At 68.5% G+C, this 15,904-nt stretch carries 17 protein-coding genes; 9 read left to right on the forward strand and 8 right to left on the reverse strand.

All coding sequences use genetic code 11. The features are described from left to right. The first annotated feature begins 20 nt into the window (after positions 1 to 20). Positions 21 to 1,298, forward strand: a complete 1,278-nt coding sequence (locus H4W27_RS03380) for a flavin monoamine oxidase family protein (protein WP_192594684.1) — start codon at positions 21 to 23, stop codon at positions 1,296 to 1,298. Here H4W27_RS03380 and H4W27_RS03385 read toward each other — a convergent pair. Further along, positions 1,287 to 1,970 (reverse strand): hypothetical protein, encoded by a 684-nt coding sequence (locus tag H4W27_RS03385; RefSeq protein ID WP_192594685.1) that lies wholly within the window; start codon positions 1,968 to 1,970, stop codon positions 1,287 to 1,289. The two genes, H4W27_RS03380 and H4W27_RS03385, sit on opposite strands and share 12 nt — an antisense overlap. 25 nt (positions 1,971 to 1,995) lie before the next feature. Further along, a complete protein-coding gene (locus H4W27_RS03390; protein ID WP_192594686.1) occupies positions 1,996 to 2,712 on the reverse strand; it encodes a maleylpyruvate isomerase family mycothiol-dependent enzyme in 717 nt (238 codons plus the stop codon). Positions 2,713 to 2,736: 24 nt separating this feature from the next. Here H4W27_RS03390 and H4W27_RS03395 point away from each other — a divergent pair, with 24 nt between their 5' ends. Next, positions 2,737 to 3,525, forward strand: a complete 789-nt coding sequence (locus H4W27_RS03395) for a sulfite exporter TauE/SafE family protein (RefSeq protein ID WP_192594687.1) — start codon at positions 2,737 to 2,739, stop codon at positions 3,523 to 3,525. Positions 3,526 to 3,581: 56 nt separating this feature from the next. After that, the gene (locus H4W27_RS03400; protein ID WP_192594688.1) at positions 3,582 to 4,541 is read left to right on the forward strand and encodes an aldo/keto reductase; all 960 of its coding nucleotides are present in this window, start codon (positions 3,582 to 3,584) and stop codon (positions 4,539 to 4,541) included. A 2-nt stretch (positions 4,542 to 4,543) separates the two neighbouring features. On the opposite strand, the gene H4W27_RS03405 is transcribed toward H4W27_RS03400, so the two are convergent. The 3 genes from H4W27_RS03405 to H4W27_RS03415 all read right to left on the reverse strand — a co-directional run bounded on the left by H4W27_RS03405 (position 4,544) and on the right by H4W27_RS03415 (position 7,550). Continuing rightward, positions 4,544 to 5,671 carry a glutamate--cysteine ligase gene (locus H4W27_RS03405; protein ID WP_192594689.1) on the reverse strand — a complete coding sequence of 376 codons (1,128 nt, stop codon included), beginning with the start codon at positions 5,669 to 5,671 and terminating at the stop codon, positions 4,544 to 4,546. A 120-nt stretch (positions 5,672 to 5,791) separates the two neighbouring features. Continuing rightward, positions 5,792 to 6,601, reverse strand: a complete 810-nt coding sequence (locus H4W27_RS03410; RefSeq protein WP_192594690.1) for an aldo/keto reductase — start codon at positions 6,599 to 6,601, stop codon at positions 5,792 to 5,794. A gap of 145 nt (positions 6,602 to 6,746) precedes the next feature. Then, positions 6,747 to 7,550 (reverse strand): TIGR04086 family membrane protein, encoded by an 804-nt coding sequence (locus H4W27_RS03415; protein WP_192594691.1) that lies wholly within the window; start codon positions 7,548 to 7,550, stop codon positions 6,747 to 6,749. A 228-nt stretch (positions 7,551 to 7,778) separates the two neighbouring features. Between H4W27_RS03415 and H4W27_RS03420 the strand changes: the two genes are divergently transcribed. Further along, positions 7,779 to 8,690: an NADP-dependent oxidoreductase gene (locus tag H4W27_RS03420; RefSeq protein WP_318782114.1), complete on the forward strand. Its 912-nt coding sequence runs from the start codon at positions 7,779 to 7,781 to the stop codon at positions 8,688 to 8,690. 72 nt (positions 8,691 to 8,762) lie between these two features. Beyond that, positions 8,763 to 9,692 carry an aldo/keto reductase gene (locus H4W27_RS03425; protein WP_192594693.1) on the forward strand — a complete coding sequence of 310 codons (930 nt, stop codon included), beginning with the start codon at positions 8,763 to 8,765 and terminating at the stop codon, positions 9,690 to 9,692. Here the strand turns inward: H4W27_RS03425 and H4W27_RS03430 are convergent. Continuing rightward, a complete protein-coding gene (locus H4W27_RS03430; RefSeq protein ID WP_192594694.1) occupies positions 9,689 to 10,321 on the reverse strand; it encodes a YitT family protein in 633 nt (210 codons plus the stop codon). The genes H4W27_RS03425 and H4W27_RS03430 overlap by 4 nt on opposite strands. A gap of 143 nt (positions 10,322 to 10,464) precedes the next feature. Between H4W27_RS03430 and H4W27_RS03435 the strand changes: the two genes are divergently transcribed. Together H4W27_RS03435 and H4W27_RS03440 are read left to right on the forward strand one after the other, a co-directional pair. Continuing rightward, positions 10,465 to 10,986, forward strand: a complete 522-nt coding sequence (locus tag H4W27_RS03435; protein ID WP_225938987.1) for an SRPBCC family protein — start codon at positions 10,465 to 10,467, stop codon at positions 10,984 to 10,986. Positions 10,987 to 10,997: 11 nt separating this feature from the next. Next, complete coding sequence (locus H4W27_RS03440; RefSeq protein WP_192594695.1) at positions 10,998 to 11,459, forward strand: (deoxy)nucleoside triphosphate pyrophosphohydrolase; 462 nt, start codon at positions 10,998 to 11,000, stop codon at positions 11,457 to 11,459. 231 nt (positions 11,460 to 11,690) lie between these two features. Here the strand turns inward: H4W27_RS03440 and H4W27_RS03445 are convergent, their stop codons facing one another. Together H4W27_RS03445 and H4W27_RS03450 are read right to left on the reverse strand one after the other, a co-directional pair. Then, positions 11,691 to 12,578, reverse strand: coding sequence for a methyltransferase domain-containing protein (locus H4W27_RS03445; RefSeq protein ID WP_192594696.1), 888 nt, complete (start codon positions 12,576 to 12,578; stop codon positions 11,691 to 11,693). Further along, complete coding sequence (locus H4W27_RS03450) at positions 12,533 to 13,618, reverse strand: glycosyltransferase family 4 protein (RefSeq protein ID WP_192594697.1); 1,086 nt, start codon at positions 13,616 to 13,618, stop codon at positions 12,533 to 12,535. The genes H4W27_RS03445 and H4W27_RS03450 overlap by 46 nt, the downstream gene beginning before the upstream one ends. 97 nt (positions 13,619 to 13,715) lie before the next feature. On the opposite strand from H4W27_RS03450, the gene H4W27_RS03455 reads away from it, so the two are divergent. Then, complete coding sequence (locus H4W27_RS03455; protein ID WP_192594698.1) at positions 13,716 to 14,804, forward strand: hypothetical protein; 1,089 nt, start codon at positions 13,716 to 13,718, stop codon at positions 14,802 to 14,804. Positions 14,805 to 14,854: 50 nt separating this feature from the next. Further along, the gene (gene pheS / locus H4W27_RS03460; protein WP_192594699.1) at positions 14,855 to 15,904 is read left to right on the forward strand and encodes a phenylalanine--tRNA ligase subunit alpha; all 1,050 of its coding nucleotides are present in this window, start codon (positions 14,855 to 14,857) and stop codon (positions 15,902 to 15,904) included.

Below are 15,904 nucleotides of genomic sequence, written 5' to 3' on the forward strand. Positions count from 1 at the left end.
ACCTCACCGGACGGAGCCTCATGGACACCGACGTCATCGTGATCGGCGCGGGCCTCGCGGGCCTGCAGGCCGCCCGCCGCCTGCAGCGAGAGGGCCACGACGTCACGGTGCTGGAAGCCGGAGACGCCGTCGGGGGACGGGTGCGCACCGATCTCGTCGACGGCTTCCGCTGTGACCGCGGGTTTCAGGTGCTCAACCCCGCGTACCCGGCGGTGCGGAAGTGGATCGATGTCCCGGCACTGGGACTCCAGCGCTTCGGCGCCGGCGCGGTGGTCCGTGACGGAGACACCACGACCACGCTCGCCCATCCGCTGCGCCACCCCCAGCACACCCTGTCCACCCTGCGCAGCAGACACACCCCGGCCGCGGATCTGCTGGCGCTCGCGCGCTGGATCGGCCCCACCCTGGGCGCCGCAGGCCCCTCCCGCGAGCGTGCCACCGGGCCCGGAGATCAGACCCTGCGCGCCTCGTTGGACTCCGCAGGGCTGACCGGGCGGCTGCGCCGGGACGTGCTCGACACCTTCCTGGCCGGAGTCCTGGCCGACAGCACGGGTGGGAACTCTGCGGCCTATGTGCGGATGCTGGTCCGCAGCTTCGCCCTGGGAGTCCCCGGACTGCCCCGCGAGGGCATGCAGGCGATGCCGGAGCAGATGGCAGCCTCGCTCGCTGATCCTGTGCGACTGAACACCCGCGCTCGAGACCTGCGCCCGAGCTCCAGGGGCGTGGAGGTCACGACCGACGCGGGCAGAGTTCACGGACGCGCCGTCGTCCTCGCTGTCGGAGTCCAGCACCTGACCGAGCTCGCCGGTGGGCTCACCGGCCAGCCTGCGCCGGAGGCCCACGGTCTGACCACGTGGTGGTTCCGCGCTCCGAAGCTGCCGCGGCCCGGGCCGTTCCTGATGCTCGACGCCTCGAAGCCGGGCGGAGGCCCGGCCGGTCCGATCTGGAACACCGCCGTGGTCTCACAGGCCGCCCCCTCGTACTCGCCGCAGGGACAGCACCTGATCCAGGCCACGACGCTGCTGGATCGTCCCGATGGGCTGGCAGAGGAATCGGCGGTGCGTCGCGACCTCGAGCGGCTGTACCAGACCTCCACCACGGACTGGGAGATGCTGATCCACCACGTGGTCCCGCACACGCTGCCGGCGATGCCCCCGGGAACGGTGGGACGCGGCCCCCAGCGGATCGCCGACCGGATCCTCGTGGCCGGGGACCACCGCGAGAACGGCTCCATCCAGGGAGCCCTGGTCTCCGGTGACCGCGCGGCCCGGACCGCGGCCAGTCTGCTATCCGCCTGACTCCCGGCCCGGTTCTTCGCCTCCCGTGCTGGACCGAACGGTGCTGGACTGATCGGAGACGCTCTGCAGGGCGGCGCTCCAACTGCCGTAGCTGTTGCGGATACTGGGCCCCGAGGGCAGATCCATGCGTCCGTGTTCCTGGCTCTGCTTCCGCCACTCGGTGTAGTTCCGATAGCTGGTGCTGGAGCCTTCTCGGGCCGCCGCCAGAGCGAAGTCGCGGATCGCGGCCTGGAACTGCTCCGTGGTGAACCGCGCCCTGCCGAAGCCGGCCGCTCGTTCCCTGCTGGAGACCGCCAGCCCCGCAGATGCCAGCGCGCTGTTCCAGGAGCCGCCAGCACGTTTGAGGATCGTCGTGGACCCCACCGGCCAGACATTCTTTCCCTTCCCGCCGGTGGTGGCGTGTTCGGCGAGGAACTGACTGCGGTGCTGCTCATAGCGCTGCACCGAGATCGTCAGCGTCGCGTCGTTCTGCACTGCCTCGCGCCCGGCCCGGACAGCGTCCAGTGCCTGCGCCAGACTGTCGCCGGATCCCTGCTCGCCGAGCCGGGCGGCGACGGTCTCACGCAGCTCCTCGGGCAGCGCGGGACCCTGACTGCTCGGGGTCCTTCCGTATCCGATGGCGAAGAACAGGCTCGCGGTGATGGCGCTCTCGCTCACCAGGGGTGTCACCATGACATGCACTCTCCACTCTCCAGGATCAAGGCGTGATCGGTCCCGCGAGCGCGGCTTCCACGGTGGTCCGGTCCCCGCTCAGGCTCAGATCATCCAGGCTTCGCCGTCCCCACAGCAGCAGCGCCAGCTCACGGGCCGATCCGCTCACATCCGCTGCGGGTGCGGCGCTGGCCCGCCCAGAGATCTCCCAGCGCCGGTCGGCGTCCTCGGCGACCAGCGCGATCCCATCCTCCGGGGGTTCCGCACGGCCCTTGCTGATCTGTCGCGGGTGCATCACCTGCACCACTTCGTCCACGCAGTCCGCCCAGACCGAGGGGTCCTGCGGCGGCATCGGTGCTCCCACCGCCTGGCAGAGGTCCCAGAGGTGGATGAGGGTCTCGTGGGCCTGACGGCGGTGCCAGAACGACGCCGCTCCCTGGCCCTGCATGGTCTCGCACGGGTGATCCGCCGGCACCTCCGCGAATGTGTTCTGCAGCAGTTCGGCTCGGACCGCATAGGTCCAGGCCAGACTCTCCCGATCGTCCAGGTCCGCGGGCGGCGGAGGCGTCGCAACCTCTGCCCCGCCCACCTTCCTCGCCGCCCAAAGGTGCACCGAGCCCAGGTGCTCGGTCAGCTCGCGCACGGTCCAGTCCCCGCAGCCCGGCACCGGCACGGACGGATCAGTCGTCCTCAACAGGTCCGTGAAGGTGCTCTGCAGCCCGGCGAGCCGCGGGAGGTGGTCGGCCTCTTCGAAATCAACCATGCGCGGAGTCTATAGGCTGTGCGGATGGTCGAACTGGATGCGCTCAGCTGGGTGCTGCTCGGACTGGGTGCACTCGTGGTGGGACTCTCCAAGACGGCGCTCCCCGGCGGCGGCACCCTCGCCGTGGTCCTCTTCGCTATGGCTCTGCCCGCCAGGGAGTCCACTGCGGCGCTGCTGGTCCTGCTCCTGGTCGGGGATCTCTTCGCGGTCTGGATGTACCGGCGCACCGTGGACTGGGCGATCCTGCGTCGGCTGATCTGGCCGGTGCTGCTGGGCGTCGCGGTCGGAACGGTGTTTCTCGGGGTCGCCTCGGACGGGGCCGTCCGGCGGGTGATCGGCGCGATCCTGCTGGGTCTGCTGGTGTTCACGCTGCTGCGCCGTCGTCGCCAGTCTCGGGCGCCGGAGCTCAGCTCCTCGCCACCGTCCGGTCATCCAGCGCGCCCGTCCGAAGCGGGGAAGCCGAGTCGCCTCGCCGGCCGTGGGTTCGGCTGGCTGGGCGGGTTCACCACCATGGTGGCGAACGCTGGAGGCCCCGTGATGAGCATGTATCTGCTCGCGATGCGACTGGACGTGAAGACCTTCCTCGGCACCGCCGCGTACTTCTTCTTCGTGGTGAACCTGGTGAAGGTTCCCTTCCAGATCGGCCTGGGACTGCTGAACCTGCACACCCTGAGCATTGTGGCGGTGCTGGTGCCGCTCGTCGTGGTCGCAGCATTCATCGGACGGTGGATCGCCGGAGGGATATCGCAGCGCCTGTTCGAGCGTCTGGTCCTGGGGCTGACCGCTCTCGGCGCGGTGAACCTGCTCCTCTAGCCGCAGTGGAATGACACACTCCGCGGGGCCCCGGGTCTACACATAGGATCAGTTTCATGACGACTTTCGGAAACAGCAGCCGCTTCGGAACCAGCAGCGCCCTGGAACTGTGTCTGGGCGGAAACACCTTCGGCTGGACCAGCAGCCGGGAGGTCTCCTTCGAGGTGCTCGACTCCTTCACCGGCGCGGGCGGCAGCCTCATCGACACCGCCGACAGCTATTCAGCCTGGGTCGAGGGCAACAGCGGGGGAGAGTCCGAGACCATCATCGGGCAGTGGCTGGCGGCCCGAGGCAACCGAGACGACGTCGTCCTGGCCACCAAGGTCAGCCAGCATCCCGAGTTCAAAGGACTGGCGCCGAAGAACGTGGCGGCCGCCGCCGAGGCCACGCTGCGGCGGCTGGGCACGGACCACATCGACCTCTACTACGCCCACTTCGACGACGAGCAGACCCCGCTGGAGGAGACCGTGGGGGCCTTCGAGGAGCTCATCACCGCCGGCAGGATCCGCGCCGTCGGAGTCTCCAACTACAGCGCCGACCGTGTCCGGCAGTGGTTCGAGATCGCCCGGCGGGAGGGCTATACGCTGCCGGTGGCTCTGCAGCCGCACTACAACCTGGTGCATCGCGGGGACTATGAATCCGGACTGAGCGAGATCGCTCGGGCCGAAGACCTCGCCGTGATGCCCTACTTCTCCCTGGCCTCCGGCTTTCTCACCGGGAAGTACCGGAACCGAACGGACCTGGAGGGGGCCGCTCGTGCCGGAATGGCAGGGAAGCACCTCTCGGAGCAGAAGCTGAGAGTGCTCGAGACCCTGGACGCGATCGCCTCCCGGCTCGAGGTCGCGATGCCCACCGTGGCCCTGGCCTGGCTGCGCACTCGAGACCAGGTGACTGCGCCCATCGCCAGTGCCCGGACTCCGGAGCAGCTCCCGGCGCTGTTGGCAGGCGCCCGCCTCCAGCTCTCGGCCGAGGACGCTCAGGCGCTGACTGCCGTCTCCTCCGCCGTGGAGGACTGACCTCAGTCGCCCAGGACGTTCATCGGAGTGCGCTCGCCGTGCGCCTCATGCGTGGCGTGCAGCGCCGCGTCGACCACGTCGCGGGGATCCCCGGCCCGACGGTATGCCTCGCGCTGGTGGCGCGCGCCTGTCCCGCTGCGCAGGATGTCGCAGACCGTGGCCTGGACCTGCGTGGCCTCCCCGTACTCGCGAAGCACCGGGTCGAGCGTGTCGAGCAGCGCTCCGACCACCTCCCCGGCCGCCGCCGGGACGGCGGTGAAGGGGTCGACCAGGGTGCTCTCGACACCGCAGCGGCTGGCGCGCCAGGTCCATGCGCGCAGAACGGCTGTGTCCACCTCCAGCGGCGGGACCCCCGCTCGCCACTGGCGCGCGGCCGTCTCCACCAGTGCGCGCGCCATGGCGGCCAGTGCAGCCGCATGCTCGGCGAACATGCAGACGTCGCAGACCCGGATCTCCACTGTGGAGTGGCGCTCACAGAGCCGTGCATCGAAGTAGAGCATTGCCGCATCCAGCGGAACGCGCGAATCGAGCAGCGACTGGCGCTGTCGATCGTAGCGCTCGGTGGTTCCGAACACGTCCGTCGGCCCGGTGTTGGGCCACCTGCTCCAGGTCTGGTGCCGGTAGCTCTGGAACGCTGTGTCGGTGCCATCCCAGAAGGGGGAGTTGCAGCTCAGCGCCAGCAGAGTGGGCAGCCAGACGCGGATCCGGTCCAGCACCGCGACCGCCTCGGCCCGGGACTCCACGTGCACATGGACGTGGAGTCCACCGGTGAGCTGCTGCAGAGCTGTCATCCCTGTCCAGGCGGCGATCCGCTGGTAGCGCTGGTTCGGCACCAGGTGGGGAGTCACGTGCCCCGGGGCCGTGGCGAGGGCGGCGACGCGTCCCCCGAACTCGGCGGCTGAAGCGTCGGCCCACGCACGGCCTTCCCGGATCGCGTGAAGCTGTTCCTGCAGAGTCCGCTGTGGCGGGTTCACGACCTCGAGCTGCTCCTGCTGCAGCTCCGTGGCGAGCTGATGTCCGGACTCGAGCGGGGCGCTGTGATACTCGGCGACCTGCCAGCCCAGGCGCAGCGGCTCCAGCTCGGTGGCATCGATCAGCAGGAGCTCTTCTTCAACGCCAAAGGTCCGCATGCGAACGTCCTCCACCCTGGAACGTGGTCCCGATGCGCTGACTGTACTCCCGGTTCTGCAGCAGAAGACAGGGGCCACGACCGGGCCGGTCTGGACCGAGTTGGACCGGCTGGGAGGGACCTACCCGGTGAAGCTCTCCGGGTGCCCTCCGCGGCGCCCCTCCTCGCCCTTGTCCAGGGCTGCGATCGCGGTCATCTCCTGTGGCTGAAGCTCGAATCCGTAGATGTCGCGGTTCTTCGCCATGCGTTCTGCGCTGTTGCTCTTCGGGATCGCCACGACCCCACGCTGCAGGTGCCAGCGCAGCATCACCTGGGCGGGGGTGACGCCGTGCCGCTGGGCGATCTCGGCGAGGACGGGCTCACCGAACTGGTCCGTGCGTGCCAGCGGGCTCCACGCCTGGACCGCGATGTCCCTCTCCTGGCAGTAGGTGCGCACCTCGTCATTGGGGAAATAGGGGTGCATCTCGATCTGGTTCACTGCTGGCGCCGCTCCGGTGGAGTCGATCAGCCGCTGCAGGTGTGCAGGCTGGAAGTTGGAGACGCCGACGGCGCGCGCCCGCCCGGACTCGGCCAGCTCCAGCATGGCCTTCCAGGTGTCCACGTAGTCGATGTCCAACATCGGCATGGGCCAGTGGATGAGGAACAGGTCCACGTAGTCGAATCCGAGGGTCTCGAGCGAGGTCTCGAAGGTCTCGTGCACCGCGGCGGGGGCGTGGTTGCCGTTGTTGAGCTTGGTCGTGACGAAGACGTCCTCTCGGGGGACGCCGGAGCGCCGGACGGCCTCGCCGACCTCGGCCTCGTTGCCGTACATCTGTGCGGTGTCCAAGAGCCGGTACCCGGCGCCGAGCGCATGGACCACGGCCTCGGTGCTGGTCTTGCCGGTGCCGAAGCCGATCTCCGGCATCTGGGTTCCTGAGTTGAGCTGAATCATGGGGTGATCCTACGCGGCGAGGACGGTGAATCCAGGCCGCGCACGCGGGAAGGCACGCGGGAAGGGCGGGGTCTCTGCGCAGAGACCCCGCCCTCACGCAGCGAGCGGTGCTGGTCACGCCTCAGCATCGGAGACGAACGCGTGATCAACGGGTGGTGCGACGTGCAGTGTCCGCGTGGACCTCAGTCTCACGTGTGTGTGCGGTTCGTGCGCCGGCAACACCGGCGAAGGCCGCCACGGCGGCTCCGATGATCAGACCGGCAGCTGTCCACCAGGCGCCAGCGGCCGCATCATCCTGGACATCTTCGGCGGTCTCCTGCGCCTCATCTGCGACGTCCGCAGCGTCGTCTTCGACTTCTCCAGCCTCTTCCTGGAGGACTGCTGGATCAACATCCGCGGCCTCTGCGGCCTGTCCCAGTGCTCCTCCGGCAGCGCCGAGGACGCCGGCACCGAGCCAGCCGATCAAGAGCGTCACGCCGACCAGCGAGGTCGCCCAGGTCACCAGTCCGTGGAGCAGCCCGGCTCGCACGGCCAGGGCGCCGGCGACGAATCCTCCGGCGGCCAGCGAGAGCAGGATGGCGACCACGCTCCAGATGCCCACAGCGGCACCGTCCACCTCGGAGAGGCCCAGGGCTGCGCTGATGACCCCGAAGACCAGCAGGACAGCGAGGAACGTGACGGTGCCAGCGAAGATGGCACCCCACGAGGCGTTGGGGGTGCGGGGGCCGCGGTCGACCCCGACGAAGGAGTCCTGCGTGGGGTGGTCCTCGCGGGTCTCGAGTCGCTCGGACCGATCGCGTTCGGTGGTCCGGGCTGGAGTTCGACTGGCCGAAGCCGTCCCCGCGGGCGGGGGCGTCTGGCGATCAGCGGAGCGCACTTCATGGTCCCGGTCGAGGCGGGTGTCTTGTGCGGTTTCGTCATTGCCGTGTCGGTCGTCGGGATGTGCCATGGTCATCGACTTCCTCTCGTCTACGTTTTTGCGTGGACACTTCTCAGCCTAGGGAATGAAGATTCTGGTTCACACCTTGGGGGAGGTATCAATTTGGTCAACCTGATCTGCGACCGGTGCACGGATCAGGAACGGTGAGCAGCCGGAGCAGACGCAGGCAGCAGCGGGACACGGGGCCGAGGAGGAATAGATTCCGCTCCTGCTGGGGTTGCCACAGGTATGCGTGCAATGACCTACTCCGAATACGGCGAACCACACACCCTCGAGATGACCGAGCTTGAACTGCCCAAGGTGGGCCCCGGCGCCGTGCTGATCAAGATCCAGCGCGCCTCGGTCAATCCGGTGGACTGGAAAGTCATGTCCGGCGGTCTGGACCCCCTCATCGATATCGTCTTCCCCGCCATCCCGGGGTGGGACGTCTCCGGAGTGGTCGAACAGACCGGGCCCGACGTTCCGGAGTTCTCCGTGGGAGACCGCGTGGCCTCCTACGCCCGCAAAGAGTTCATCCATGGCGGCACCTATGCGGAATACGTCGCGGTTCCGGCCGACTCGGTGGCCCGAATCCCGGACGGCGTGGACTTCGACTCTGCCGCGGGGCTTCCGCTGACCGGACTGACCGCCCAGCGTGCTCTGGAGGCCCTCGAGCTCACCTCCGAGGACACGCTGCTCATCCATGCAGCATCTGGCGGCGTAGGTCACCTCGCAGCCCAGCTCGCGGTGGAACGCGGCGCCACAGTCCTGGGAACCGCTTCGGAGAAGAACCATGCGAAGCTGCGCGAGCTCGGGGTGACACCGCTGACCTACGGGGAGGGCCTCGCCGACCGGGTCCGCTCTGAGGCTCCGGAGGGAGTCACCGCTGTGGCCGACTTCGTCGGCGGGGTCCTGGAAGACACGCTGGCAGTGCTGGCCGAGGGCGGCCGGCACGTCTCCGTGGCCGATCCTTCGGTCCTGGAGCACGGCGGCCGCTGGCTCTGGGTCCGCCCTGACGGGACCCGCCTGCGCAGGCTGCTCGAGAAGGTCGCCGCAGACACGCTGCGCGTGGATGTGGACCGCGTCTTCCCGCTCGAGGAGGCCGGAGCCGCGATGGAGGCCAACCAGTCGGGCTCCAACGGCAAGATCCTCATCGACGCCACCCGCTGATCGGCGACACGCGGGGAGGCGTCTGATCTCAGCCGCTGTCGCGTGCCAGGGTCCGCTGAGTAGTCTGCAGGCATGAAGAGCATCCAGCTGCCCGCCGCCGGACTGTCCGCCTCCCAGCTGGTGCTGGGACTGATGCGGATCAACGACAAGACCGATGACCAGATCCGTGAGCTCTACCGGCGAGCCCGGGAGGCTGGTGTCGACCTCTTCGATCACGCCGACATCTACGGCGACGGTCCGCACCACTGCGAGCGACGCTTCGCGGAGGCCGTCCGGCTCTCCGGCGCGGAACGTGAACAGGTGCTGATCCAATCAAAGGTCGGCATCATCCGAGACGGTCCCTCCTATGACTTCTCCGCCGAGCACATCATGGAAGAAGTGGAGGAGTCCCTGCGAGCACTGCAGACGGACTACCTGGACATCCTGCTCCTGCACCGGCCGGATCCGCTGGTGGAGCCCGAGGAGGTCGCGCGCGCCTTTGACGCCCTCCAGGGTTCCGGGAAGGTGCGTCACTTCGGCGTCTCGAACCACACCGTGGGGCAGATCGAGCTGCTCCGCACAGCGGTCGAGCAGCCGCTGGTGGTGAACCAGGTCCAGCTCTCCATCGTCCATGCTCCGCTCTTCAGCGAGGGGATGCAGACCAACACGCTCGGTCAGGCGCAGGCGGTCATGCCGGCGGGTGCTGACCTCGTGGAATACTGCCGACGCCAGGGCATCACGCTTCAGGCCTGGTCCCCCTACCAGTCACCGCGCGGGGTCTTCATCGACCACCCGGAGTACCCCGAGCTCAATGCGGTGCTGTCCCGTCTGGCCGAGAAGCACTCGGTGACGCCCACGGGCATCGCCACCGCCTGGCTGACCCGCCATCCGGCGGATATCCAGGTGGTTCTGGGCACCACGCAGGGCGCCCGGGTGGAGGAGGCGGCGGCTGGCGCGCAGGTCCGGCTCTCCCGCAGGGAATGGTACGAACTCATCCGCGCCGCCGGACACCGGCTGCCCTAGGCGCGGTAACGCTCCGGACGATGGTTCAGCGCCAGCACGAGGTTCAGCAGCACCGCGCCCAATGCGGAGTAGAGCACGTTCAGCGGCGAGACGACGGTCAGCGCGAGCGCGATGACCGCCACGTCCAGGGTCATCTGCACGTATCCTGCGCGCAGTCCCAGCCGCTCCTGTGCCACCAGGGCCACGATGTTGAACCCGCCCAGGCTCGCCCCGTGCCGGAAGATCGCGAGCAGCCCCATGCCGATCAGGATGTTCCCGGCGGGCACGCCGTAGAGCGGGTTGAGCTCGGGCAGCGACAGCATCGGTCCGTGCAGCAGGGCATAGCCGGAGACGATCGCCACGGCCGCCACAGTCTTCAGCGTGAAGGTCCAGCCCTTCTTCCAGACCGCCAGGGCGAAGAAGGGCAGATTCACCAGCAGGAACAGCGCGGAGAAGTTCAGCGGGGTGGCGAAGGTCAGCAGCAGCGCCAGGCCTGCGGTGCCGCCGGTCACGGCCTCGGACTGCTGGAGCACATAGAGACCCAGGGAGGCGAGGAAGGTGCCGATCAGCACGCCGAAGACGTCCTCCGCCGGAGAGTGCGGGATGGTGGTGTCCTCTGGCCAGGGAGGGACATTCTCGGATCCGGACATGAGCGTCAGCCTATAGCCGCGCCGCCGCGGCCGTTCCCTGCCCGGCGCGGGAAGTGAGGACTCTCACGTCATCTGGACCCGTCAGGGGAGCAGCGGCGTAGGCTGAGACTCCAAGACTTCATCGGAGAATCGAGGACAGCGTCATGGATCCTGTGACACCTGCGCATGCGGCCAAGTACGGCGAGAACGGCGCAGAGGATCTCTCCTACGATCCCGAGCACTGCGCACGCGTGGTCTGCGCCCGGGATGTGATCAGGGCGATTCCGACCGTGGTCTTTGAGTTTCTCGCGGACCCTGCTCTGCAGGTGGAGGTCGACGGCAATGACAACCTCGCTGCGGCGGAGCCGGGGCAGCGCGTGTCCGGGGTCGGCGACGTCTTCCGCATGGAGCTGACCAACGGCAAGGTGCGGGAGAACCACGTGGTGGAGTTCCGTGAGGGCCAGCTCATCGCGTGGAGGCCCGCATCCCTGGGAGAGGCCCCCGCGGGTCATCTCTGGCGCTGGTCCCTCGCGTCCACCGAGGACGGCGCCACTGAGGTGACCCACACCTACGACTGGTCCCAGCTGCATGATGAGCAGCGCGTCGCGCGGGCCAGGTCCACGAGCGCCGCCATGCTGGCCCGGTCCATCGCGCGCCTGAAGGCCGTGGTGGAGGCCTCCGCCTAGGCTTGGGGTCCATGGAGAGCCGGACCAGCACCCAGCACACCAAGATCGTCGTCGCCGTCGCTCTGCTGCGCCGCCGACCCGGGCTGGAGGCTGAGCTGTTCATCGCCCGTCGCACCTCGCCGGAGTCTGTGGCGGGGATGTGGGAGTTCCCCGGGGGGAAGCTTGAACCGGGGGAGACCCTGCACGAGGGCCTGCACCGGGAGCTGCTCGAGGAGCTCGGTGTCTCCGTCGTTCTGCATGAAGAGATCGTCGGAGGCGGTCACGCGAGCTTCTCTCCAGAATCTGGGTGGTGGCTGAAGGAGACGACGGCGATGCGGCTCTTCCGTGGAGAGCTGGTCGACGGCGAGCCGTTCCCGCTGCAGGATCATGATCGCGTGGACTGGGTGCCGGTGACGCCGCGGCTGCTGGATTACGCGTGGATCCCCGCGGATCGACCGATCGTGGAACAGATCCTTCGGGACGTCAGCGTCTGAACCCGCAACGGTGGAGGCGTCGAATGGGGAGATGCGCGCAGAAGCAGTGAGGAGGGCCTCTGCGCGCATCGCGCTTCCCATCGCGCAAGGCCATTAGAACACCTATTCTACGCGCCTGCAAGTGTCTTGAGCCGACACTCGAAGCTATGTTCGAGGCGTGAAACCTGTGAGAAAACTGTCAGAACGCAGGTTCGATGAGTTCATGCCGAGAAAGCACCGGCAGGGCCGGGATCACGGCTCCTGGGAGCGTGCCGGCAGCGCGAGCAGGTCGACATGTCCGACTCTGACCTGCAGGTCCCCTGTTGCGAGCTGCTGCTGGCGGACCTGCAGCCAGGCCGCCGCGGTCGAGGCCAGGGAAGGATCGTTCTCCACGGCCACATCGGCCCGATCGCTCAGATAGCGCGTGATGAGCGCGGCATCGGAGGTGTCCAGCAGCCAGTCGGTCTCACCGACGCTCACCTGAGCTCCGCGCTCGCGCAGCAGCTCGGCGACGATGCCCGCGGCGTCGGGTCCGAGCAGGTCTCCGCGGCGCTGGTGAGCGTCGAAGGCCTGGGAGATGACGGCGTCAGATTCGTGGGCGGGGTGGATCTCCACCGCGCCGGTCACGCTCAGGCTCAGCAGGGCAGCGACATCTCGTCCTGCGCGCGGGCCAGCTATCGCGTCGGCCAGGACTTCGGCCTCGGCAAGCGAGAGCAGGTCCAGCAGCGCCGAACAGGTCACCAGCTGGACCTCCTCGCCGGAGGTCAGGCCCGGGAGGTCGTCGACGGTGCCCAGCACCCGAACCGTCTCCCGGACCTCGGAATCGGCAGGAGTCTGCGATGCTACGTCCAACAGATCGGCATCATGGTCCAACAGCGTCCAGCGCTGGGACAGGTGGAGCCGCGGGGCCAGCCACGCCTGGTTCGATCCGGTGCCGGCCCCCACGTCGATCACCCTGACCGACGCGGCGTCGTCGACTGCGGTGAGCCCGCGCAGCGTCTCGGTCAGTGCGTCGATCAGCGGTGCGGCCTTCTCGCGGGCACGGTGGTCCGCTCGGCGTCGCTCGTCGAGCCAGTCGGCAGGCACCGGGCGAGTCACCAATGGAGCTCCGTGCTGAGATCCTGCGCTGCTTGTGACCATGACCGCAGTCTAGCCCGGTGCATTCCGGCGGCCGTCTGCCAGCGGCGACGAAGAGTGTCATCTTCGAACCAGCGCCGCAGCGTCTGGACCCAGGCCTCCGCAGCCCCTGGATCCAGCGCGGCTCCGGGGGTGGCGAGCGACGCTCGGGACGCGGGGGCCACACCGACCAGCGCCTCCTCAGCTCCGGTGCCCGCGCCGACGAGCACGGGAATGCCGTGGGCGAGCGCCTCGGTCACCACCATGCCGTAGGTCTCGGCCACGGAGGGCAGCACAAGCAGATCGGTGCTCTGCCAGAGCTCCTCCAGCATCTGACCGGCCAGCGGGCCCGGGACGGCGACCTGTCCCGCGGGGAATCCAGCCGCCGCGGCACGGACCTCCTCGGCGTAGCTGGGATCGGGACCGTCGGGTCCAGCGATCACGGCGGTCCACGGATGGTCGGTGAGCTCCCGCAGCACCTGCAGCAGCAGGAGTGGGCCCTTCCGGGGAGTCAGCGCTCCCAGGAAGAGCAGCCGCCGCGGGGAGCTGCCGGTGGCCAGAGGTGCAGCGTCGACCCCGGGCTCTGCCACGGAGACCCTGCGCAGTCCGTACCGTGCCTGCAGGTCATCCCGGGCCCAGCCGCTGGTGGCGACGACGACGTGCGCCGCATGCACCGCGGCACGCTCGCTCGCGGCCAGGCGCGCCTGCTCCGGGAGGCTGAGTCCGGACTCGGCGGGCAGCGGAAGATGCACCAGCACGGCGACCTCGGTGCCGGCCGCGGCTGCCTGGGCGAGCTCGGCTGGAGCCGCGGAGGCGATGATCCCATCGACGAGCACCCGAGGACTGCCGTCCAGCGCCCGGGCCAGCGCGCGACGGTCCGCAGTGCTCGGGCAGGGCCAGCTTCCCGGCACGGGCACCTCGGCGACCTCGATTCCGGTCTTGCGCCAGGCCTCGAGCACCCGCTGGTTGTAGGTGAGACCGCCGCTGGGTCCCGGCAGGTCCCGTGGAACGAGCAGCGCTCGCTGCGCCCCTCCGGGAGCCGCGTCATATGAGTGGTCCACCATGCCGACAAAACTATCGGTTCCGTCGGCCGCAGAGACCCACCGACGGGCCGAAGCGTCGAACCTGCCTTCTCTGCGATGGACCGGTAGCGTGAGCCTCATGGAGACAACAGCTGCCGCCGCCCAGAAGCTGCGCCCGGGGATCACACTGGGTGCCCTGATGCTTGCCCTGACCCTGCCAGCCTGCGGAGCGGAGGATTCCGACTCCGAGCCGGACTCTGCAGGTGCCACAGCGGAGGCCTCAGGAAGCGCCGCCTCCGGTGAGAGTTCGGGTGAGAGTTCTGCAGGTGAGGGTGCTCAGGAAGAGGAGTCTGCGGAGGCTCCGGACACGGAGGATGAGCAGTCTGAGGAACCCGGAGAGCAGCCCTCCGAAGACCAGGCCGAAGAGGAACCGCTGGAGCTTCCCGGTGGAGGGGACACGCTCTTCCCTGACCGTCGTTTTCTCGCCGCCTATGGCTCCCCGGGCATCCCCGCCCTGGGAGTCCTCGGTGAGGCGGAGGCGGAAGACACCGCTGAGCGGGTGAAGTTCTACGCAGAGCAGTACCAGAAGCACTCCGAGGAGCCGGTCCAGCCGGCCTTCGAGATCATCACCTCCGTCGCCACCGGTGATCCAGGTCCCGATGGCGACTACTCCAACGCGCTGGATCCTGAGGTCATCGAACCCTGGGTGGAGCTCGCCGCCGAGGAGGACATCTACGTCGTGCTGGACCTGCAGCCCGGACTCGCCACGTTCCTGGAGCAGGCGGAGCTGTATGAGGATCTTCTGGCCCAGCCCCATGTCGGGCTGGCCCTGGATTCGGAGTGGCGGCTCAGCGAGGGACAGCGGCACATGCAGCAGATCGGCACCGTCACGGCGGAAGAGATCAATGAGGTCTCCGACTGGCTGGCCGAGCTCACGGCCGAGCACGAGCTGCCGCAGAAGATGCTGCTCCTGCACCAGTTCAAGCACACCATGATCCAGAACCGCGAAGATGTGGACACGTCCCACGAGGAGCTCGCGATCGTGCTGCACGCGGACGGGCACGGCTCGCCGGATCTGAAGCTGGAGACCTACGAGGCCCTGCAGGAGGGTCTCAGCGAGGACATCTGGCTCGGCTGGAAGAACTTCTATGACGAGGATTCCCCGACCTTCACCTCGGAGCAGACCTACGACGTCGACCCCAAGCCGTGGTTCGTCTCCTATCAGTGACCCGCATAAACTGAGCCAGATCGTTTCTAGTCACCTCACACGGGAGCAGAATGTCCACGCCTGAAACACCGCACCCCCTGGACGAGTCCGCCGTCGAGGCCAGTGTCGAACAGGCCATCGCCGCCTTCGCCGCGGCGCAGGACCTCGAAGAGCTCAAAGTCGCCCGCCTAGCCCACACCGGTGACAAGGCTCCGATCGTGCTCGCGAACCGGCAGATCGGCACGCTGGACAAGACCGAGAAGGCCGCCGCAGGCAAGCTCCTCGGCGGCGCTCGCGGGAAGATCCAGAAGGCGCTCGCCGCGCGCACCGAGGTGCTCGAGGTCGAAGACGCCGAGCGGATCCTGGTGGAGGAGACGGTGGACGTCACCGCGGCCGGCCGCCGTCGTCCCCTCGGTGCGCGGCACCCGCTCTCCGTGCTGCAGGAACGTGTCTCCGACGTCTTCATCGCCATGGGCTGGGAGATCGCCGAAGGCCCCGAGGTGGAATCCGAGTGGTTCAACTTCGACGCCCTGAACATCGCCCCTGATCATCCCTCCCGGGAGATGCAGGACACCTTCTTCGTGGAGCCCACCGAGGCACATCTGGTGCTGCGCACCCACACCTCTCCGGTGCAGATCCGTTCCCTGCTCACCCGCGAGCTGCCGGTCTATGTGCTCTGCCCCGGCAAGACGTTCCGCACCGATGAGCTCGACGCCACCCACACCCCGGTCTTCCACCAGTTCGAGGGTCTGGCCGTGGACAAGGGCCTGACCATGGCGGATCTGAAGGGCACATTGGAACATTTCGCCCGGCAGATGTTCGGCGAGGCGGCCGCGATCCGGCTGCGCCCGAGCTACTTCCCCTTCACCGAGCCGTCCGCGGAGCTCGACGTCTGGCACCCCGAGGCCAAGGGCGGCCCGCGCTGGGTCGAGTGGGGAGGCTGCGGGATGATCAACCCGGCCGTGCTGCGCGCCGCCGGCGTGGACCCTGAGGAGCACACCGGCTTCGCCTTCGGGATGGGGATCGAGCGCACGCTGATGTTCCGCAACGGCGTGCCCGATATGCGCGACATGATCGAGGGCGACATCCGCTTCAGCCAGCACTTCGGAATGGAGGTCTGA

It is taken from the genome of Nesterenkonia lutea (assembly GCF_014873955.1).
Classification (GTDB): Bacteria; Actinomycetota; Actinomycetes; order Actinomycetales; family Micrococcaceae; genus Nesterenkonia; species Nesterenkonia lutea.

Coding starts and splice junctions, on each gene's coding strand:
- H4W27_RS03440 (WP_192594695.1), top strand. CDS start 10,998: ATGGAGAGCCGGACCAGCACCCAGCACACCAAGATCGTCGTCGCCGTC.
- H4W27_RS03415 (WP_192594691.1), bottom strand. CDS start 7,550: ATGGCACATCCCGACGACCGACACGGCAATGACGAAACCGCACAAGAC.
- H4W27_RS03380 (WP_192594684.1), top strand. CDS start 21: ATGGACACCGACGTCATCGTGATCGGCGCGGGCCTCGCGGGCCTGCAG.
- H4W27_RS03390 (WP_192594686.1), bottom strand. CDS start 2,712: ATGGTTGATTTCGAAGAGGCCGACCACCTCCCGCGGCTCGCCGGGCTG.
- H4W27_RS03450 (WP_192594697.1), bottom strand. CDS start 13,618: ATGGTGGACCACTCATATGACGCGGCTCCCGGAGGGGCGCAGCGAGCG.
- H4W27_RS03430 (WP_192594694.1), bottom strand. CDS start 10,321: ATGTCCGGATCCGAGAATGTCCCTCCCTGGCCAGAGGACACCACCATC.
- H4W27_RS03405 (WP_192594689.1), bottom strand. CDS start 5,671: ATGCGGACCTTTGGCGTTGAAGAAGAGCTCCTGCTGATCGATGCCACC.
- H4W27_RS03410 (WP_192594690.1), bottom strand. CDS start 6,601: ATGATTCAGCTCAACTCAGGAACCCAGATGCCGGAGATCGGCTTCGGC.
- H4W27_RS03425 (WP_192594693.1), top strand. CDS start 8,763: ATGAAGAGCATCCAGCTGCCCGCCGCCGGACTGTCCGCCTCCCAGCTG.
- H4W27_RS03395 (WP_192594687.1), top strand. CDS start 2,737: ATGGTCGAACTGGATGCGCTCAGCTGGGTGCTGCTCGGACTGGGTGCA.
- H4W27_RS03455 (WP_192594698.1), top strand. CDS start 13,716: ATGGAGACAACAGCTGCCGCCGCCCAGAAGCTGCGCCCGGGGATCACA.
- H4W27_RS03435 (WP_225938987.1), top strand. CDS start 10,465: ATGGATCCTGTGACACCTGCGCATGCGGCCAAGTACGGCGAGAACGGC.
- pheS (WP_192594699.1), top strand. CDS start 14,855: ATGTCCACGCCTGAAACACCGCACCCCCTGGACGAGTCCGCCGTCGAG.
- H4W27_RS03400 (WP_192594688.1), top strand. CDS start 3,582: ATGACGACTTTCGGAAACAGCAGCCGCTTCGGAACCAGCAGCGCCCTG.
- H4W27_RS03420 (WP_318782114.1), top strand. CDS start 7,779: ATGACCTACTCCGAATACGGCGAACCACACACCCTCGAGATGACCGAG.
- H4W27_RS03385 (WP_192594685.1), bottom strand. CDS start 1,970: ATGGTGACACCCCTGGTGAGCGAGAGCGCCATCACCGCGAGCCTGTTC.
- H4W27_RS03445 (WP_192594696.1), bottom strand. CDS start 12,578: ATGGTCACAAGCAGCGCAGGATCTCAGCACGGAGCTCCATTGGTGACT.